Consider the following 15445-nt stretch of genomic DNA (forward strand, 5'->3'; position numbering starts at 1 on the left):
CGCATTTTAAATGCGCTTTTTTTTTAACCTACTAAAAAGTAACAATAAATAATATTGGTCTAGTAACTGCATTTCCTTATTCATACCCTATAGTTGAATCAGGGGTTGTTATATTGGAGGCCAATAGTGTGGATATAAATGCTTTTTTAGTAAAACATCAATTGCCGTTGAAATATCAATATATTAGTGAGCAGTATTTTTCTGTGATTGCTCAGGATATTTTAACCAGCAAAAAAAATGCGCCTTTATTTGTTGCCATCAACGGCTGCCAAGGCTCAGGAAAAACCACGCTTGGTGACTATTTAGTGACTTGGTTTGAGCAAAACACCCACCTAAATTGTGTCGCACTCTCTATTGATGACTTTTATTTATCAACCCAAAAACGTCAGCAGTTAGCCCAAGATGTGCATTGTTTATTCGCCACTAGAGGTGTACCGGGTACACATGATGTTGCGTTGATGGATAACACCATTAGCCGTTTATTAAATGCAGAAGTAAATGTACCGCTGCCACGTTTTGACAAGCAACAAGATGAACCTGTAGCAAAAAATAAATGGTTAACCAATAGTCAGCCAGTCGATATTGTTATTTTAGAAGGGTGGTGTGTAGCCAGTGAACCACAGCAGCCTTTTACTTTAGTTGAGCCTATTAATGAGCTAGAAAAATCATATGATCAACAAGGGTTGTGGCGTCGCTGTATTAACAGCTGTTTAGCCAATGAATATAAAACCGTTTTTGATAAAATCGACTACACAATAATGCTCAAAGCCCCAAGTTTTGATGATGTGTTTGCCTGGCGACAAGAGCAAGAGCACAAGTTAATTGCCAAACAAGGGCAGGGCGCAGGCACTATGACCGATGAGCAGTTATTGTGGTTTATTTCTCATTTTGAACGCATCACTCGTGAAAACCTCAATACCCTCAGTGCTAAAGCAAATGCACTTATAGAGCTTGATAGTAATCGTGATGTAGTAGCAATGCAGCTAACTAGCGACAATATTGGTCAGCCCATTCTTTTTACCGATTTAGATGGTACGTTATTAAATCATAGATATTACAACACCGATGCGGTAGATACCTTACTACAAGAGCTGCAATACAGTGGTGTACCCGTGGTATTTAATACCAGTAAAACATTTAGTGAAGTAGTGGCACTGCAGCAAGCGCTCAATATTAAACAGCCTTTTATTGTTGAAAATGGCTCGGCTGTTTATATTCCTAAAAATTACTTTACCCTCAGACCCATTGGCTGCAGCGAATACCAAGGCTATTGGTGTTATTCATTTGCGGCACCCATTAGCAATTTATGGGCTGATTTAACACACTTAAAAAAAGACTACGGCGATCAATATAGTTTATTCAGTGAGTTATCGTGTGAGCAGGTAATGCACATCACTGGGTTAAACGCGATACAGGCGGCGCAAGCACAGAATCGTCAATATTCAGATCCGCTCTGCTGGCATGGCGAAGAGCACAAACTCAACGAATTTATAAACGCAATAACAGTGTATGGCTACGACGTTAAAGTAGGCGGGCGCTTTATTCACATTGGTAAAAATACCGATAAAAGCATGGCGCAACAATGGCTAGTGGAACAGTTTACTGCGCAGTTTACTAAGCCGCTAAGCATTATTGCGCTTGGAGATAGTGATAACGATAAGCAAATGCTCGAAGAGGCAGATATTGCCATTATTATTGCCAATCCAGAGAGCAAAAAGCCGGTTAAATTAACCCATAACAAAGCGCGTTATTCTCAGTTGCCAGCGCCGTTAGGCTGGGTAGAAGAAATCACTGCATTACCTTGTATTAACAGTATTTTACCCAGTTCTGAGGAGTATAGTTTACATGGCTGATTTTTATCAAAATGGCATTATTACAACACTACATAACATTGCTAATAGACCCGTAGACGATTTAGAAAAAGAGTTGCTTGGCTTTAGTAAACAGCGACCCATGGGGCTTATATTGCCTTCATTATTTAGTGAGTTAGAAGGCCCTGCTTTACAAAATATTGTTAAAGAGCTGCAACAAGTACCGTATTTATCGCAAATAACTATAGGCTTAGACAGAGCCGACGAAAGCCAGTATCGCTATGCATTGAACTTTTTTAAATCGCTTGATCAAAACCATAAAGTGTTGTGGAACGATGGCCCACGTTTGCAGGCGCTCGATAAAGAGCTTCAAGCTTTAGGTGTGGCGCCACGCGAGCTCGGTAAAGGGCGTAATGTGTGGTATTGCATGGGGTATAAATTAGCCACCGCTGAGGTTGAATCAATCGCCTTGCATGATTGCGATATTTTAACTTATGACCGAGGCTTATTAGCGCGATTAATTTATCCCGTTGCACATCCTCGATTTAACTATGAATTTTGTAAAGGCTTTTACCCGCGCACCGCCAATGGAAAAATAAATGGTCGAGTATCGCGTTTACTAGTTACTCCGTTATTGCGCTCGTTTAAAACCATTTTAGGCAGCCGTGATTACCTAGAATACATGGATTCATTTCGTTACCCATTAGCCGGTGAATTTTCGTTTAGGCGTGATGTATTAAACGATATTCGTATTCCTAGTGACTGGGGGTTAGAAATTGGCGTATTAAGTGAAATGTACCGTAATTACTCCCATAACCGCTTATGCCAAGTTGATATTGCCGACAACTACGATCATAAACATCAGGCGTTATCGCTCGACGACCAAACCGCTGGCCTTTCTAAAATGTCGATTGATATCACCAAAGCACTATTTAGAAAGTTAGCGACTCAGGGGGTTACCTTTACCAGCGAAACTATACGTTCATTAAAAGCGACTTATTACCGCATTGGTTTAGATTTTATTGAAACCTATCACAATGATGCACTAATGAACGGTTTAACCCTTGATATTCACCAAGAAGAAAAAGCCGTTGAAATGTTTGCGCAAAATATCATGAATGCCGGTCAGCACTTTTTAGAAAACCCAATGGAAGCCCCCTTTGTGCCAAGTTGGAACCGTGTGGCCTCGGCAATGCCAGACGTACTTGAGCGTTTAAAAGAAGCCGTTGAGCTAGATAACGAGCAATACAGTTAACATCATTAAACGAGGCGCCTGTGAGTATAGTTAAAGAACAGTTTTTTCAACGAGTTGAACAACATTTATATGCTATTTATCAAGATGTTGAATTACCGATAGCAATAAGCGAATTGACTGAAGAATTGATCACCTTAATTCTAGGTGATAACCCACTTCGCGATCCCACGCCACACACTAACCGCTGGGATGAACAAGATGTTGTGCTAATAGCCTATGGCGATTCGATAATAAACCATGAAGACAGTGAGTTAGCCGTTGGGACTCCCTTAGAAGCCCCGTTAAAAACCTTGCATCGCTTTATAAAAGAGCAGTGCGATCATCAGCTTAATGCACTGCACATTTTACCCTTTTATCCGTATAGCTCAGATGAAGGGTTTGCGGTAATGAACTATGCACACGTTAATGAAGCGCTGGGCGACTGGCAAGACATAAATGCGATTGCCAACGATGTAAAGTTAATGGCTGACTTAGTAATTAATCATTGCTCTAGTCGAAGTATTTGGTTTGAAAACTTTTTAACTGACACACACCCCGGAAAAGATTACTTTAAAACAGCCAGTTTAACTGACGATTTAAGCCAAGTTGTTCGTCCTCGTACGTCGCCACTATTAAATACGGTAACAACAACTAGTGGTGAAAAACATGTATGGTGCACATTTAGTCATGATCAAGTGGATTTTGATTTTGAAAATCCCGAGGTGTTAAAAGAGTTTGTCGGCATTATTCGCCACTATTTAGATAACGGTATTCGCTTGTTTCGCCTTGATGCCGTGGCCTTTTTATGGAAACAGCTTAATACCAGTTGTATAAACTTACCGCAAACCCATGAAGTGGTGCGTTTACTGCGAACGCTGATTGAGCATGCTGAGCCTAGTGTGGTTATTATTACCGAGACCAACATTCCCAATCAAGAAAACCTATCTTACTTTGGTAATGCCAACGAAGCCCATGCAATTTATAACTTTGCCTTACCGCCGTTGTTATTGCACACTTTACTTAGTGGTGATAGTACCGCGCTTAAGCACTGGGTGATGAGCATGCCGCCAGCGCAAAACGGTACCGCATATTTTAATTTTATAGCCTCTCATGATGGCATTGGTTTGAGGCCAATTGAAGGCTTATTACAACCGAGTGAAGTTGCTTCGTTAGTAAGTACGACCATGCAATTTGGGGGGCGTGTTTCAATGCGCACCAGTCTCGATGGTACACATACCCCCTATGAGCTAAATATTGCCTTGTTTGATGCCTTACAAGGTACGCATAATGGCGCAGATAAATATGGCCTTGAGCGTTTTTTGTGTGCCCATGCCATTATGTTTGCAATGGAAGGAATACCGGGGCTATATATACATAGCTTACTTGGTACAACTAATGACTATGAGCGTTTTGAAAATTCGCAGCACAATCGCGCAATTAATCGTCATCGCTGGCAAGAATCAAAATTGTTAGCGGCAATTGAAGAAAAATACAGCCATCACCACCAGGTGTTCAAGGGAATAAAACAGTTATTAGCAGTGCGTAAAAGGCAAGTAGCATTCCATCCTAATGCCACACAATTTACTTTGCACTTAGGAGAGGGGTTATTTGGTTTTTGGCGACAAAGTATAGACCGCCAACAAAGCATTTTTTGTGTTTATAATATTAGCAGTCAGCCACAAAGCTTAACCCTAGCCGATTTAAACTTAATAAATACTCAGCAATGGGTTGAGCTGCTCTCTAAAACAGTGCTGGATGAAGAGCTTAAAACTATGCAATTAGCACCGTATCAAACACTCTGGTTATCTAATAGAGCATAAATAACGACGTTTAAAGTAATCAATGTAACTGTAAAGGGGCTTTACAGTTACATTACTCAAGCGCGAGTAGTAAGTTTTCTATAGTAAATTCAACTTTGTCTGGGCGGGTTTTACTAAACTGCGAAAAGTCTATTTCGGCTAGGTTATTCGCATTAATTGCATTATATAAAGGCTTATTTGTATCGTTGAGTGGCTGAAAAATATCATTAGTGCTGTGAAAAAGTGGCCAACGCTTTAAATCAGTATGGTTATCAAATAAGTTTATAATTGCATGAGCCCCCAATAAAACATGACCTCCTATAGATACATCAAGCTCTGAACCAGTATTAGGTGGAACCTCCCAGTTAATACCGCCCACAATAACCTGTGATTGTATGTTTAGCTGTTTTAATGCCCTTTTTGCGCCAAACGCAATCGCGTCATTCGCACACCAAATAATGTTAATTTCAGGGACTTGCTGCATATACGCCAAGGTTTTTGTAAACCCTTCTTGTTCAGACCAATTGGCAACCTCTTTAGCGGTTAAGGTGACTTGCGGTGTTTGCGTTAAAAAATCCATTAACCCTTGAGTGCGCACAATAGAAGCAGGCGTTGCATAGTCGCCTAATAACGCCAATATATGTGCGCTAGTTGTTGTTTTATTGGTAAACTTTTTATAAAGCTGCTGCATCAATGATTTACCTGCAACGCGATTATTTGGGGTAATACTGCCGACCACATTGACGCCATTTTTTTGCAATTGCTCGAGAGACGCAGGGGAAGGGCGATTTAATAAAAAATAAATGGGAACATTGTTACTGTTTATTTTAGATAGGTATTGGCTGGTGACATTTTTTTCGTTTACCAATAACAGGTAATCAGGCTTATCGTTAATGGCCTGCTGGATCAGCTCTTTCATTAAAATATGATTTCGATTGGCGTATTTTATAGTTAATGTCACATCTAAATCTGTGGCAGCATTTTGCATAATTTTAGAAACATGAAACCAAAAATCACCGGTTTTATTGCTATTAGCTTCAGTTGAATTTGAAAAGCCAGGATTGATGAATATGATCTCTAAGGCATTAATACTGTAACTACTGAATAGCAGGCAGGAAAAAGTTATCAGGCGGTGTAATTTAAACAAAGGCATATGTTTCTCTATATATTTTATAAAGCTCGATTTTTATCTTGCTAACTAGCTCCGTGGTGACATCTAAGCGTTATGCTATATAATACCCTAGTAAGTTTACCATGTATGCAGCAATTAATTTTTTTAGGATTTATGAATGAAAGCAGTTTTATTGTTAATAGTATTACTCTTTAGTCAAACAGTTGCCGCTAATGACGTAAGTGATTTAGAAAAGACCATGAAAAATATAGGGCTGGCTTATAAACAAAGTGTTGAAGCAACCCAACTTAAAGAATTTAATGGTGCTATCGATGAATTTATTGGATTGATAGAGCAAGGTAAGAAAGCCAAATTTTATAAAGAAGCTGAGAAGTCGGTGCAAGGGCTCGATAAAGTACTTGTTCAAGCCCAGTTAGCCAAAAAAGTAGCGAATGAGCAGGGACTCGAAGCTGCAAAAAAACCACTTAAAGCTATCGATAATTTACGCAAAAAATATCATAAATTACATGAGCCTCCAGGCTTTTTTGAATTACTGTTTGGAAAATAAGGATTAGCAATGGAAATTTCAGTTTCAATGTTAGAAGGTCAAAAGTTGAGTGCTAAGTTTGGTGAGCATGAAGTTATAAGCGATCAAAGCATAAACGCTGGTGGTGATGCAGAGCACCCAGAGCCGTTTGACTATTTTTTAGTAAGCATGGTGTTGTGCGCTGGTTTTTATGCGCGTAAATTTTGTCAGCAAAGAGAGATCTCGACTGAAGGGATGACACTGACACAAAATAACGAAAATGTGGATGAAAACGGTAAGAAGCTTTTTTCAATCGAAATTGGCTTGCCAGAAGGTTTCCCCGAAAAATATAAAAAAGCACTTATTGCTGCTGTAAATACATGTACCGTGAAAAAGGTTATTCAGGCAGTGCCTGAGTTTTCTGTTGAAGTAAAGTAAATACCCTTTAACAATAATGCCGAGTATAAACTCGGCATTATTATTTATCCCACTATTTTTTCTTCATACCCTGCACGGCTTTAAATCTAGGGTTGTTTTTACATATCACGAATACTCGCCCTTTGCGCTTTACAATTTGACAACCTGGTCGTTGTTTTGCACTTTTTAATGAACTTAATACTTTCATTTGCTTTCCTTTTTAGCTGTAGAGAGGTTTTTAAAGCGACGATTAAATTGCGCAACGCGGCCATCAGTAGCAAGTGTTTTTTGTTTTCCGGTATAAAATGGGTGTGAGTCAGATGAAACATCAATAGGCACATAGGGATATGTATTACCGTCTATTTCGATAGTGCGATTGGTTTTAATGGTTGAACCAATAATAAAGTAAGAATCAGCTGCAGTATCATGAAAAGCAACCACATGGTAATCAGGGTGAATATTGGGCTTCATAAAATGCCTTTAATGTTACGTGATAGTATATCATTTAATCTAGCGTATTTATTTTCCCTTTGCAAATCATTTTAAATAGCCTTAAACGCAGCGTAATTGCTACGTAATTGCTGCGTATTTGCACAAAGCAGTCAAAAAATAAGCACTTAGATCAAAAGTACTAGCTATTAGTATTTAGGCTGCTATAACTAGTCTCAGCAAAAAAAAATAATAAAAATTTAATAACGTTAATAGAGGTAGTTTTATGAGTGACGCTCAGGCACAACAAGACCAAATCGACCAAGGAGTCATGGATACTCTTAGGGAGCGCGATCATAGTGTATTGGCAAAACAAGTTGACTCACTCGCATGTACTCATAACGATATCATTGAATTACTTGCTCATTATTTAGCATTAAGCGAACAAGAAGATGATGAGTTATTTGACGATTGGTTTGATTCACTTTCAAAAGAGCAACACACCGTATTAAAAGTATTTGAAGTTTATCGCGGGCAGTATGAGCACCAAAACTAATCCGTTTGGTTGTAATAGCCATTTTATTAAGATGATGCTGGCTGCCAAGGATGTAATTTAATGTTAACAAAGGTGTGTGTTTTTATACCTAAGTAAAATATAAAATCACACTTTTTTAAGACAATAGTATGTACTTTTTCTCTTGATTATCTTTCATATAACTAATTGATGTATAAAGCTTTGTAATGAGTTACACTTATTTGTATAAACAGTAGCCTCACTATGTTTAATAAATGCACTCCTTTTATTAGGTGAACAAAGAAAAGGATCATTCTAATGCCGCACTTAAATGAAATACGCAAAAGAAACAACGTCAAAATAATTGGCAAGGGTGATAAAACCTTAGTGTTGGCTCACGGCTTTGGCTGTGACCAAAATATGTGGCGATTTATTATTCCTGCCCTTGAACAACATTTTACTTTAGTGCTGTTTGATTATGTAGGCTCAGGTAACTCTGATGTGGCTAAATATAATAAACAGCGCTACTCAACCCTTGATGGGTATGCCAAAGACGTACTAGAAATATGTGCCGCACTTGAACTTACCGATATTACATTTATAGGCCACTCGGTTAGTGGCACCATTGGCGCACTTGCTGCCATTGAGCAACCAGAGTTATTTACTCAGCTGGTTATGGTGTGCCCCTCACCGTGCTTTTTAAATTTACCCCCTGATTATTTTGGTGGATTTGAAAAACAAGATTTGCACGAACTACTTAACCTAATGGATAAAAATTACATTGGCTGGGCCAATTACTTAGGGCCTTTGGTTATGGGGAGTTCTCATCCTGATGAATTTATAGCGGAACTATCGGGAAGTTTTTGCTCAACCGATCCCCTTATTGCAAAAACTTTTGCAGAAGCCACGTTTTTATCCGACTACCGTTTTATACTTGAACATATAAAACAGCCTACTTTAATTTTACAAAGTGAAAATGATGCTTTAGCCGCGCCTTCTGTTGGGGAGTTTGTAGCGAATGAAATTTCAAATGCAACACTTAAGGTTATTAGTGCGCATGGCCACTGTATACATATGACGCACCCAGAAACAGTCAGACGTTTAATTTTTGATTTTGTGAGTTAGCCACATGTCACTTAATAAAGTAGATGAAAAACTTGCTGATTATTCCGCAGATCACTTTTTAAATGGTGCATTAGTGACAAATGCAGATAACATTATTGTTTATGCAAATACTTATTTTCAAAAGGAATTACAGTGGAATACTAATGAGCTTATTGGCAAGTCGGTTGATAAAATTATAACTAAATCATCAAAAATATTTTTACAAAGTTATGTGTTTCCTACCTTACTGCACGAAAAGCAATGCCAAGAAATGCAGTTAATTATGCTCAGTGCTCAAGGGGAGCGGATTGCGGTTACCGTTAATGCTCAGCTTGATGAAAAGAGCTATATATACTGGAGCTTTTTTAACGCGACTCAGCGAGATAAGCTTTACGACGAGCTGATTAAAACACGGGAAAAGTTAGAAGCGCAAACTGAACGCTTACAATCTTTAGCGTCTACCGATGAGTTAACCAACTTATTAAATAGAAGAGAGATGAATTGCCGCAGCGTGCTGTTACTCGAACAGGCTATGCGATTAAAGCAGTCGGTTGCATTATTAATTATCGATATTGATAATTTTAAAGTCGTTAATGATACCTTTGGGCATTTAGAAGGGGATCGAGTTTTAAAAGAGTTGGGGCAACGTCTTAAACATTTTGGTCGACAAACCGACCTTATTTCTCGTTATGGCGGTGAAGAGTTTTTAATTATGCTGCCAGATACAAATAAAGCAGATACTTTGTTATTTTGCCAAAGGCTGCATTTATTAATTGCTGAGATTAAAGTAGGTAATCGCCCAGTAACCGCCAGTATTGGGGTAAGTTTAAGTCGTGCGAAAACGACGTTTACTGATTTATTTGCTCAAGCCGATAATGCGGTATATGAAGCCAAAGAGCGCGGAAAAAACAGAACCCAATTATACGATAACCCCTAACTAAATAGAGGTAAACTCAACAAGGTATTGAGTTGAGCTTACCCAAAAGACGGCAGTTATAGTTGATATTATTGCTCTACACAGTTGTTTTTTGCTAATGGCGATGCCAATACGGTATCGGGGTGCCAAATTCTATCCCATATTTTAGGTAAGTTGTTTAAGTTGGGTCTTTGACTTATTTTTTCAAAATTACCGACCCTGATTGCTGAGCCATCTTTCTGACCGACAACAAAATTAAACACATAGGCACACTCCATGCCCATGCGTAAATCAGAGAGAATAACGTTGTCTTGCTGCTCGCGAACGGAATAAAACCCTTTTGTAAACCACTGCAAGCGTTTAACACCCCATTCATTTTTAATCTCGTTTAGTAAAGAAGGGGTTGTTTGGTATGCATTTAAGGTAACCTCGTTGGGTGTATCAAACACCGATGCATAGCCTTCATAATATTTCCCATCCGACATAACAATCACCCGCCAAAGCAAAGTAGTAAATGGTGCTGGTGTGCTAATGTATTCATTGACTGTGATGCCTCTGTTTTGAAGCGCAGTGTTGACTTTATCGTCAATATTGAGTTTAAACACAAAGGCAAGGCATAAATACGCTGTGCTTAGGCTAAGTGTAATTGCATTGATTTTATAGGCTTTACTTGTGCTTACTTTAGGTAATAAAGTAAAAGCTAAACCAATTAATAACGGCAAGGTGTAAAGGGGATCAATAATAAACATGCTGGATACCGCAAAAGGGTATTCACTTAAGGGCCACATTAGCTGAGTACCATAAACGGTGAGTGAATCTAATAAAGCATGTGTTGATAAGCACAAAAAAACCAACCAAAACCAACGAACTTTATAAGCCTGCATGCCTGTGTGTATTTTTAATATTAGCCATACAATTAGCGGACTTATTAATAAATGCACAAATAAAGAATGGCTAAAACCGCGATGATAGGTAAATGCCTCTACACTACCGCCATAGGGTAAAAACACATCTAAATCGGGTAAAGTGCCTAAAATAGCGCCCCACGCAACGGCTTTTCTACCTACTTTATTGCCTAGTACCGCGTAGCCTACGGCACTGCCTAATGCGACTTGTGTTAAAGAATCCATACTACCTCATCCAAATAATGCAACTGCAGTGTTTATACTCAGCTCAATCTTAAAACCGTCAATAATGTAAATTATTTCATTAAGTTGCTCTTTAAACTCAATTTAAAAGCGATTTATAAACTTAGTCGCGGTTGTATAAAATCTAAAAATGCAACGATACGGGAAGAAACCGCCCCATTTTTGTAATAAACGCCATAAATAGACTCTCGGCTATTTGGGCTACTCACGCTGTGGGGTAAAACTTCTATTAATCGTTTTTTGGCTAAATCTTCTGCAATCATAAATTGTGAGAGAAGTGCTATGCCTTGATCAGCAATACATAAATGCCTAATGGTTTCGCCGCTGCTAGCCCTTAAATCAAAGTGCAGCGATTGCTCATGCTTCAAGGGCCATTGATTAAGAGTATTGGGCTCACTGAAACCAATTAGGTTATGGTTTTTAAGATCTGAAACTTGCTGTAATGGTGGCGCCTTTTTTAAATAATCAGCGCTTGCGACCAATTTTAATTTACTTTGGCCTAATTTACGCGCGTGTAGGTTTGAATCTTTTAAGTCTCCAATGCGAATAGCTAAATCTGTTTTGCGCTCAAGTAAATCAATAATATTGTCGTGTGAGGTAATATCGAGCGTGATTTGCGGGTATTGCTCTTTAAACTCATTAACTAGTGGCGCTAGTTGATGCAAAACAAAAGGGCTTGCTGCATCTATACGTAAGTGCCCGCTAGGTGCTTGCTTTAGTAGCTTTATTGTTTCTTCCCCTAAGAGCAGCGTGTTTAAAGCCTTTCGCGCATATTCTATGTATATATGTCCTTCCTCGGTCAGTTCTAAACGCCGAGTTGTTCTGTTTAATAATGTGCAGTTTAGCCTGTTTTCAAGGCGAGATAGCGCTCTTGAAACCTTAGCTACATTTAAATCAAGTAAACTAGCCGCACCGGAAAAACTGCCACAATCCACAATGGTAATAAACATTTCTAGATCTTCAGTTTTAGCTTGAACAGGCATAAATTCACTCATTTATATTTGCAAAATAAACAAAAGTATTTTGCCATTTATGCTATTTATTGCAAAGGGGTTTTTACACACACTATGCATCTATTTAAAAAATGAGGATGTATTTATGCCATTGGCTTTATGGGCGCTTACCTTAAGCGCATTTGCAATTGGAACAACCGAGTTTGTTATAGTGGGTTTAGTGCCAACTATTGCAAACGATTTAGGCGTGAGCTTACCATCAGCAGGCTTACTAGTGAGCTTATATGCAGTTGGTGTAGCTATTGGCGCACCGGTACTCACTGCATTAACGGGGCGCTGGAACCGAAAAGTGGTACTTATAAGCCTTATGGGCTTATTTGTTATGGGTAATTTATTAGCTTGGCAAGCGCCGAGTTACGAAACACTAATACTGGCGCGCATACTAACTGGCTTAGCTCACGGTGTATTTTTCTCTATTGGCTCAATGATAGCAACAAGCTTGGTAAGTAAAGACAAAGAGGCGAGCGCTATCGCAATTATGTTTACCGGCCTTACGGTAGCGCTTGTAACGGGTGTGCCATTAGGAACATGGATTGGCCAGCACTTTGGCTGGCGTGCAACTTTTTTAGTGGTTTCGGCATTAGGTTTAATTGCGCTAATTGGCAGCGCTATTTTAGTACCAAAAAACTTAAAGCAGTCTATTCCGGCGACGTTTAAAGAGCAGCTACAGGTTATTGTTAAGCCGCGCTTATTGCTCGTTTATTTAATGACTATATTAGGCTACGGCGGTACGTTCACCGCGTTTACTTACTTAGCGCCTATATTAGAGCAGCAAACTGGCTTTGCACCATCCGCTATTGGTTTAATAATGCTGGTTTATGGTGTGTCGGTGGCTGTTGGTAATATATGGGGCGGAAAATTAGCCGACAAGCGAGGCCCAATTAGCGCACTGAGTATTATATTTAGCGCGTTAACAATTATTTTATTGGCTTTCACCTTTACTATGGAATCAAAAGTAGCCGCGGTGCTGACTATTTTAATATGGGGGGCATTTGCATTTGGTAATGTACCAGGATTGCAGCTTTATGTAGTAAAACAGGCAAAAAAGCACACTCCTAATGCGGTAGATGTCGCATCGGGCTTAAACATCGCAGCGTTTAATATTGGAATAGCCTTAGGCTCTGTTACAGGGGGGCTTGTAGTCGAGCATATGGAACTAAAAGATACCGCATGGAGTGGGGCCGTTGTTTCATTACTGGCTTTAATAGTCACTCGATACAGTGGCAGGCTAGATAAACATAATGTTCAGGCTAAATAAAGCCGAACTCATATAGGTTAGTCTTGAAATAAAAATGAATGGCCTCAGTGTTTATATGAGGTCAAAATTTTAAATCAAAAAAATAATCGGTGTATTTAGTAAACGCGACGTTTGAATTTTAAACCAATTATTTAATAAGGATAAAGCTATGACACAACGTGTAATTGAAATGCCAGACTTAGGTATGGGTACTTTTCGTTTAGAAGGTAAAATTGCTTATGAATCTGTAAAAATGGCGTTAGAAGTAGGATTTCGTCATATTGATACCGCGCAAATTTATGGTAACGAAGAACAAGTTGGCCAAGCTATTAAAGACAGTAATATCCCCAGAGATGAATTATTTATTACCACCAAAGTATGGAACAATAAACTCAATAAAAACGACTTTATCGCAAGTGTAGAAAAGTCATTAGAAAAGCTGCAAGTTGACTCGGTTGATTTATTGCTAGTTCACTGGCCTGCACCCTCAAACAATGAGCCTATGAGCGAATACCTGACTGAGCTACTAAAAGCTAAAAAGTTAGGGTTAACTAAACATATTGGCGTATCAAACTTCACTATTGCCAATTTAAATGAGGCAATGCAAACCTTAGATCCTCGCGAAATATTCACTAATCAAATTGAGGTACATCCATATTTAAGCAACACTAAACTGCGCGCCTTTTGTGCTCAGCATGACATACATGTTACCGCCTATATGCCATTTGTTGTGGGTAAGGTATTAACAGATCAAACCATTATTGATATTGCTAACAAGCATGATGCAACGCCAGCGCAAGTGGTTATTGCATGGGAAAATGCCAATGGCATGACCACTATTCCATCATCGACTAAGCGTAAAAACCTAGAAGATAACTTTAACGACAAAGTTAAACTTGATGATGAAGACATAGCACGTATAGATGGCCTTGACTGCAACGACCGCCAAGCATCGCCAGACTTTGCACCGCAGTGGGATCAATAACCAAAGAGCTAAAGCTAAAACAGGTGCAGTAAAGCTGCACCTTTATTTTTTAAACAAGGAACACCCATGTTAACGGTAATTGTCACACTATCGAGCGAAAATAGCGATGCAGAGCGCCTTTTAACCGAGCTCGAAAACTTACAACAGTATTCGCGGCAAGAAGTAGGCTGCCTGCGTTACGAGCTATCAGTTAAAAACGATTCTGAGCAAACCACCTATTTAGTGAGTGAGCAATGGGCGTCTTCTGAGCATTTCGAAGCCCATAAAAACGCACCTCACTTTAAAGCCTTTGGTGATGCTGTAGGTGCATTTATTACCTCTATCAATATTGATGTGTATAAAACCATTGGTTAACAGCACAAAGCTAATAGCCAAGTAGGAGTTGTAACCTTTATTTAATCGATAAATCGTATTTTAAAATAAGGGCATCAATATAGCGGCTTCGTAATGTGAGTTGCTTTTCGTGATCGGCGCCATGGCTTAGCGCTTTATTTAAAAGCTTCATGGCAGGGTGAATGCGGGTGCGCTCATCCTTATCTAAACTGGCTTTGCTGCGCAGCTCGGTTATATCGTCTACTAATAATCTGCCAATATCCACAGCCACAATTTCATCAATTAAGCCATTTTGTGTAAGCACCCCATATTTGCTGCATAAAAATTGTTGCCACACTTGCTGTAAATGCTCTTCTATTTCACAGCCAAACAGCTCTTCGTTAAATATAAAGCCTTGCTGTGCAAGCTTAGCTAAGCATTGGGTATAGTACTGAGCAAACAAATTAAACGCCTGATTAGATGACTCAATTTTTTGCTTTATAACTCCTTGACCCCAGTTTACGCAGCCACGGGGATAGTAATCGTCGTATTCTTCACATTCATACAAGCCTGAATAAGAGCTGCAACTCATCTGGTTTTTAATGCAATAACTGGGTTTAGGGAAAATGCTTTGCGCTTGCCAATCTTCAAGAGTTTCAGTGTCTATGTTGAGTGCTTGGCATAACTCATCAGTGTGATAAAAGTGAGTGCTTAAATAGTCAGATAAACGCATAGTGGCTCGCTTAATAGTAAAAAACAAAATACTGTTTATTTATACAGTTGTTTATTTTGTATCATCAAACTCAATAACACAAGCCATTTTATAATTAAATACTGGCTATCACTGCAAATAGCGCGGTAAATATGGTACAAATAGGCCAAGTATTAA

General features: G+C 39.0%; 17 protein-coding genes. 11 read left to right on the plus strand and 6 right to left on the minus strand.

Annotated elements, in window-relative coordinates; translation table 11 throughout:
• Nucleotides 1–110: 110 nt before the first annotated feature.
• The 3 genes from LOC50_RS17125 to LOC50_RS17135 are packed head-to-tail and all read left to right on the plus strand — an operon-like array spanning nucleotide 111 to nucleotide 4865.
• Nucleotides 111–1853 (plus strand): HAD-IIB family hydrolase, encoded by a 1743-nt coding sequence (locus LOC50_RS17125; RefSeq protein ID WP_250654186.1) that lies wholly within the window; start codon nucleotides 111–113, stop codon nucleotides 1851–1853.
• The gene (locus tag LOC50_RS17130; RefSeq protein ID WP_250654025.1) at nucleotides 1846–3066 is read left to right on the plus strand and encodes a glycosyltransferase family protein; all 1221 of its coding nucleotides are present in this window, start codon (nucleotides 1846–1848) and stop codon (nucleotides 3064–3066) included. Before LOC50_RS17125 ends, LOC50_RS17130 begins: the two co-directional genes overlap by 8 nt.
• A gap of 20 nt (nucleotides 3067–3086) precedes the next feature.
• Nucleotides 3087–4865, plus strand: coding sequence for an alpha-amylase family glycosyl hydrolase (locus tag LOC50_RS17135; protein ID WP_250654026.1), 1779 nt, complete (start codon nucleotides 3087–3089; stop codon nucleotides 4863–4865).
• 52 nt (nucleotides 4866–4917) lie between these two features.
• Here LOC50_RS17135 and LOC50_RS17140 read toward each other — a convergent pair whose 3' ends face one another.
• Nucleotides 4918–5997, minus strand: coding sequence for an ABC transporter substrate-binding protein (locus LOC50_RS17140; protein WP_250654027.1), 1080 nt, complete (start codon nucleotides 5995–5997; stop codon nucleotides 4918–4920).
• A gap of 136 nt (nucleotides 5998–6133) precedes the next feature.
• Here LOC50_RS17140 and LOC50_RS17145 point away from each other — a divergent pair, with 136 nt between their 5' ends.
• Both LOC50_RS17145 and LOC50_RS17150 read left to right on the plus strand, forming a co-directional pair.
• Nucleotides 6134–6523 carry a cytochrome b562 gene (locus tag LOC50_RS17145; protein WP_036983935.1) on the plus strand — a complete coding sequence of 130 codons (390 nt, stop codon included), beginning with the start codon at nucleotides 6134–6136 and terminating at the stop codon, nucleotides 6521–6523.
• 9 nt (nucleotides 6524–6532) lie between these two features.
• Nucleotides 6533–6919 (plus strand): OsmC family protein, encoded by a 387-nt coding sequence (locus LOC50_RS17150; protein ID WP_250654028.1) that lies wholly within the window; start codon nucleotides 6533–6535, stop codon nucleotides 6917–6919.
• Nucleotides 6920–6971: 52 nt separating this feature from the next.
• Here LOC50_RS17150 and ykgO read toward each other — a convergent pair whose 3' ends face one another.
• Entirely contained in the window at nucleotides 6972–7106 is a 135-nt protein-coding gene (gene ykgO / locus LOC50_RS17155; RefSeq protein WP_002958669.1) for a type B 50S ribosomal protein L36, read from the minus strand.
• Nucleotides 7103–7369, minus strand: coding sequence for a type B 50S ribosomal protein L31 (locus LOC50_RS17160; RefSeq protein ID WP_028834757.1), 267 nt, complete (start codon nucleotides 7367–7369; stop codon nucleotides 7103–7105). Before LOC50_RS17160 ends, ykgO begins: the two co-directional genes overlap by 4 nt.
• 244 nt (nucleotides 7370–7613) lie before the next feature.
• On the opposite strand from LOC50_RS17160, the gene LOC50_RS17165 reads away from it, so the two are divergent.
• The 3 genes from LOC50_RS17165 (at nucleotide 7614) to LOC50_RS17175 (ending at nucleotide 9882) form a co-directional block, all read left to right on the plus strand.
• Nucleotides 7614–7883 carry a hypothetical protein gene (locus tag LOC50_RS17165; protein WP_248474387.1) on the plus strand — a complete coding sequence of 90 codons (270 nt, stop codon included), beginning with the start codon at nucleotides 7614–7616 and terminating at the stop codon, nucleotides 7881–7883.
• A gap of 276 nt (nucleotides 7884–8159) precedes the next feature.
• Nucleotides 8160–8966, plus strand: coding sequence for an alpha/beta fold hydrolase (locus LOC50_RS17170; RefSeq protein ID WP_250654029.1), 807 nt, complete (start codon nucleotides 8160–8162; stop codon nucleotides 8964–8966).
• Between the two features lie 4 nt (nucleotides 8967–8970).
• On the plus strand, nucleotides 8971–9882 hold the full coding sequence (locus LOC50_RS17175; RefSeq protein ID WP_250654030.1) for a sensor domain-containing diguanylate cyclase: 912 nt from the start codon (nucleotides 8971–8973) through the stop codon (nucleotides 9880–9882).
• A 68-nt stretch (nucleotides 9883–9950) separates the two neighbouring features.
• On the opposite strand, the gene LOC50_RS17180 is transcribed toward LOC50_RS17175, so the two are convergent.
• Together LOC50_RS17180 and LOC50_RS17185 are read right to left on the minus strand one after the other, a co-directional pair.
• A complete protein-coding gene (locus tag LOC50_RS17180; protein ID WP_250654031.1) occupies nucleotides 9951–10991 on the minus strand; it encodes a metal-dependent hydrolase in 1041 nt (346 codons plus the stop codon).
• Nucleotides 10992–11104: 113 nt separating this feature from the next.
• Nucleotides 11105–11992 carry a LysR family transcriptional regulator gene (locus LOC50_RS17185; RefSeq protein ID WP_250654187.1) on the minus strand — a complete coding sequence of 296 codons (888 nt, stop codon included), beginning with the start codon at nucleotides 11990–11992 and terminating at the stop codon, nucleotides 11105–11107.
• A 115-nt stretch (nucleotides 11993–12107) separates the two neighbouring features.
• On the opposite strand from LOC50_RS17185, the gene LOC50_RS17190 reads away from it, so the two are divergent.
• The 3 genes from LOC50_RS17190 (at nucleotide 12108) to LOC50_RS17200 (ending at nucleotide 14598) form a co-directional block, all read left to right on the plus strand.
• The gene (locus LOC50_RS17190; RefSeq protein WP_250654032.1) at nucleotides 12108–13280 is read left to right on the plus strand and encodes an MFS transporter; all 1173 of its coding nucleotides are present in this window, start codon (nucleotides 12108–12110) and stop codon (nucleotides 13278–13280) included.
• A gap of 148 nt (nucleotides 13281–13428) precedes the next feature.
• The gene (gene dkgB, locus LOC50_RS17195) at nucleotides 13429–14244 is read left to right on the plus strand and encodes a 2,5-didehydrogluconate reductase DkgB (protein WP_250654033.1); all 816 of its coding nucleotides are present in this window, start codon (nucleotides 13429–13431) and stop codon (nucleotides 14242–14244) included.
• A 66-nt stretch (nucleotides 14245–14310) separates the two neighbouring features.
• A complete protein-coding gene (locus LOC50_RS17200) occupies nucleotides 14311–14598 on the plus strand; it encodes a putative quinol monooxygenase (protein ID WP_250654034.1) in 288 nt (95 codons plus the stop codon).
• Between the two features lie 37 nt (nucleotides 14599–14635).
• Here LOC50_RS17200 and LOC50_RS17205 read toward each other — a convergent pair whose 3' ends face one another.
• Nucleotides 14636–15289: a DUF6058 family natural product biosynthesis protein gene (locus tag LOC50_RS17205; protein WP_138626917.1), complete on the minus strand. Its 654-nt coding sequence runs from the start codon at nucleotides 15287–15289 to the stop codon at nucleotides 14636–14638.
• Between the last annotated feature and the right edge of the window lie 156 nt (nucleotides 15290–15445).

Source organism: Pseudoalteromonas sp. SCSIO 43095 (genome assembly GCF_023650455.1).
In the GTDB taxonomy this organism is placed as follows: domain Bacteria; phylum Pseudomonadota; class Gammaproteobacteria; order Enterobacterales; family Alteromonadaceae; genus Pseudoalteromonas; species Pseudoalteromonas tetraodonis.

Excerpts from the sequence above, each read along its gene's own strand:
- LOC50_RS17130 (WP_250654025.1), top strand. The coding sequence starts at position 1,846 with ATGGCTGATTTTTATCAAAATGGCATTATTACAACACTACATAACATT.
- LOC50_RS17140 (WP_250654027.1), bottom strand. The coding sequence starts at position 5,997 with ATGCCTTTGTTTAAATTACACCGCCTGATAACTTTTTCCTGCCTGCTA.
- LOC50_RS17145 (WP_036983935.1), top strand. The coding sequence starts at position 6,134 with ATGAAAGCAGTTTTATTGTTAATAGTATTACTCTTTAGTCAAACAGTT.
- LOC50_RS17150 (WP_250654028.1), top strand. The coding sequence starts at position 6,533 with ATGGAAATTTCAGTTTCAATGTTAGAAGGTCAAAAGTTGAGTGCTAAG.
- ykgO (WP_002958669.1), bottom strand. The coding sequence starts at position 7,106 with ATGAAAGTATTAAGTTCATTAAAAAGTGCAAAACAACGACCAGGTTGT.
- LOC50_RS17160 (WP_028834757.1), bottom strand. The coding sequence starts at position 7,369 with ATGAAGCCCAATATTCACCCTGATTACCATGTGGTTGCTTTTCATGAT.
- LOC50_RS17165 (WP_248474387.1), top strand. The coding sequence starts at position 7,614 with ATGAGTGACGCTCAGGCACAACAAGACCAAATCGACCAAGGAGTCATG.
- LOC50_RS17170 (WP_250654029.1), top strand. The coding sequence starts at position 8,160 with ATGCCGCACTTAAATGAAATACGCAAAAGAAACAACGTCAAAATAATT.
- LOC50_RS17175 (WP_250654030.1), top strand. The coding sequence starts at position 8,971 with ATGTCACTTAATAAAGTAGATGAAAAACTTGCTGATTATTCCGCAGAT.
- LOC50_RS17180 (WP_250654031.1), bottom strand. The coding sequence starts at position 10,991 with ATGGATTCTTTAACACAAGTCGCATTAGGCAGTGCCGTAGGCTACGCG.
- LOC50_RS17185 (WP_250654187.1), bottom strand. The coding sequence starts at position 11,992 with ATGCCTGTTCAAGCTAAAACTGAAGATCTAGAAATGTTTATTACCATT.
- LOC50_RS17190 (WP_250654032.1), top strand. The coding sequence starts at position 12,108 with ATGCCATTGGCTTTATGGGCGCTTACCTTAAGCGCATTTGCAATTGGA.
- dkgB (WP_250654033.1), top strand. The coding sequence starts at position 13,429 with ATGACACAACGTGTAATTGAAATGCCAGACTTAGGTATGGGTACTTTT.
- LOC50_RS17200 (WP_250654034.1), top strand. The coding sequence starts at position 14,311 with ATGTTAACGGTAATTGTCACACTATCGAGCGAAAATAGCGATGCAGAG.
- LOC50_RS17205 (WP_138626917.1), bottom strand. The coding sequence starts at position 15,289 with ATGCGTTTATCTGACTATTTAAGCACTCACTTTTATCACACTGATGAG.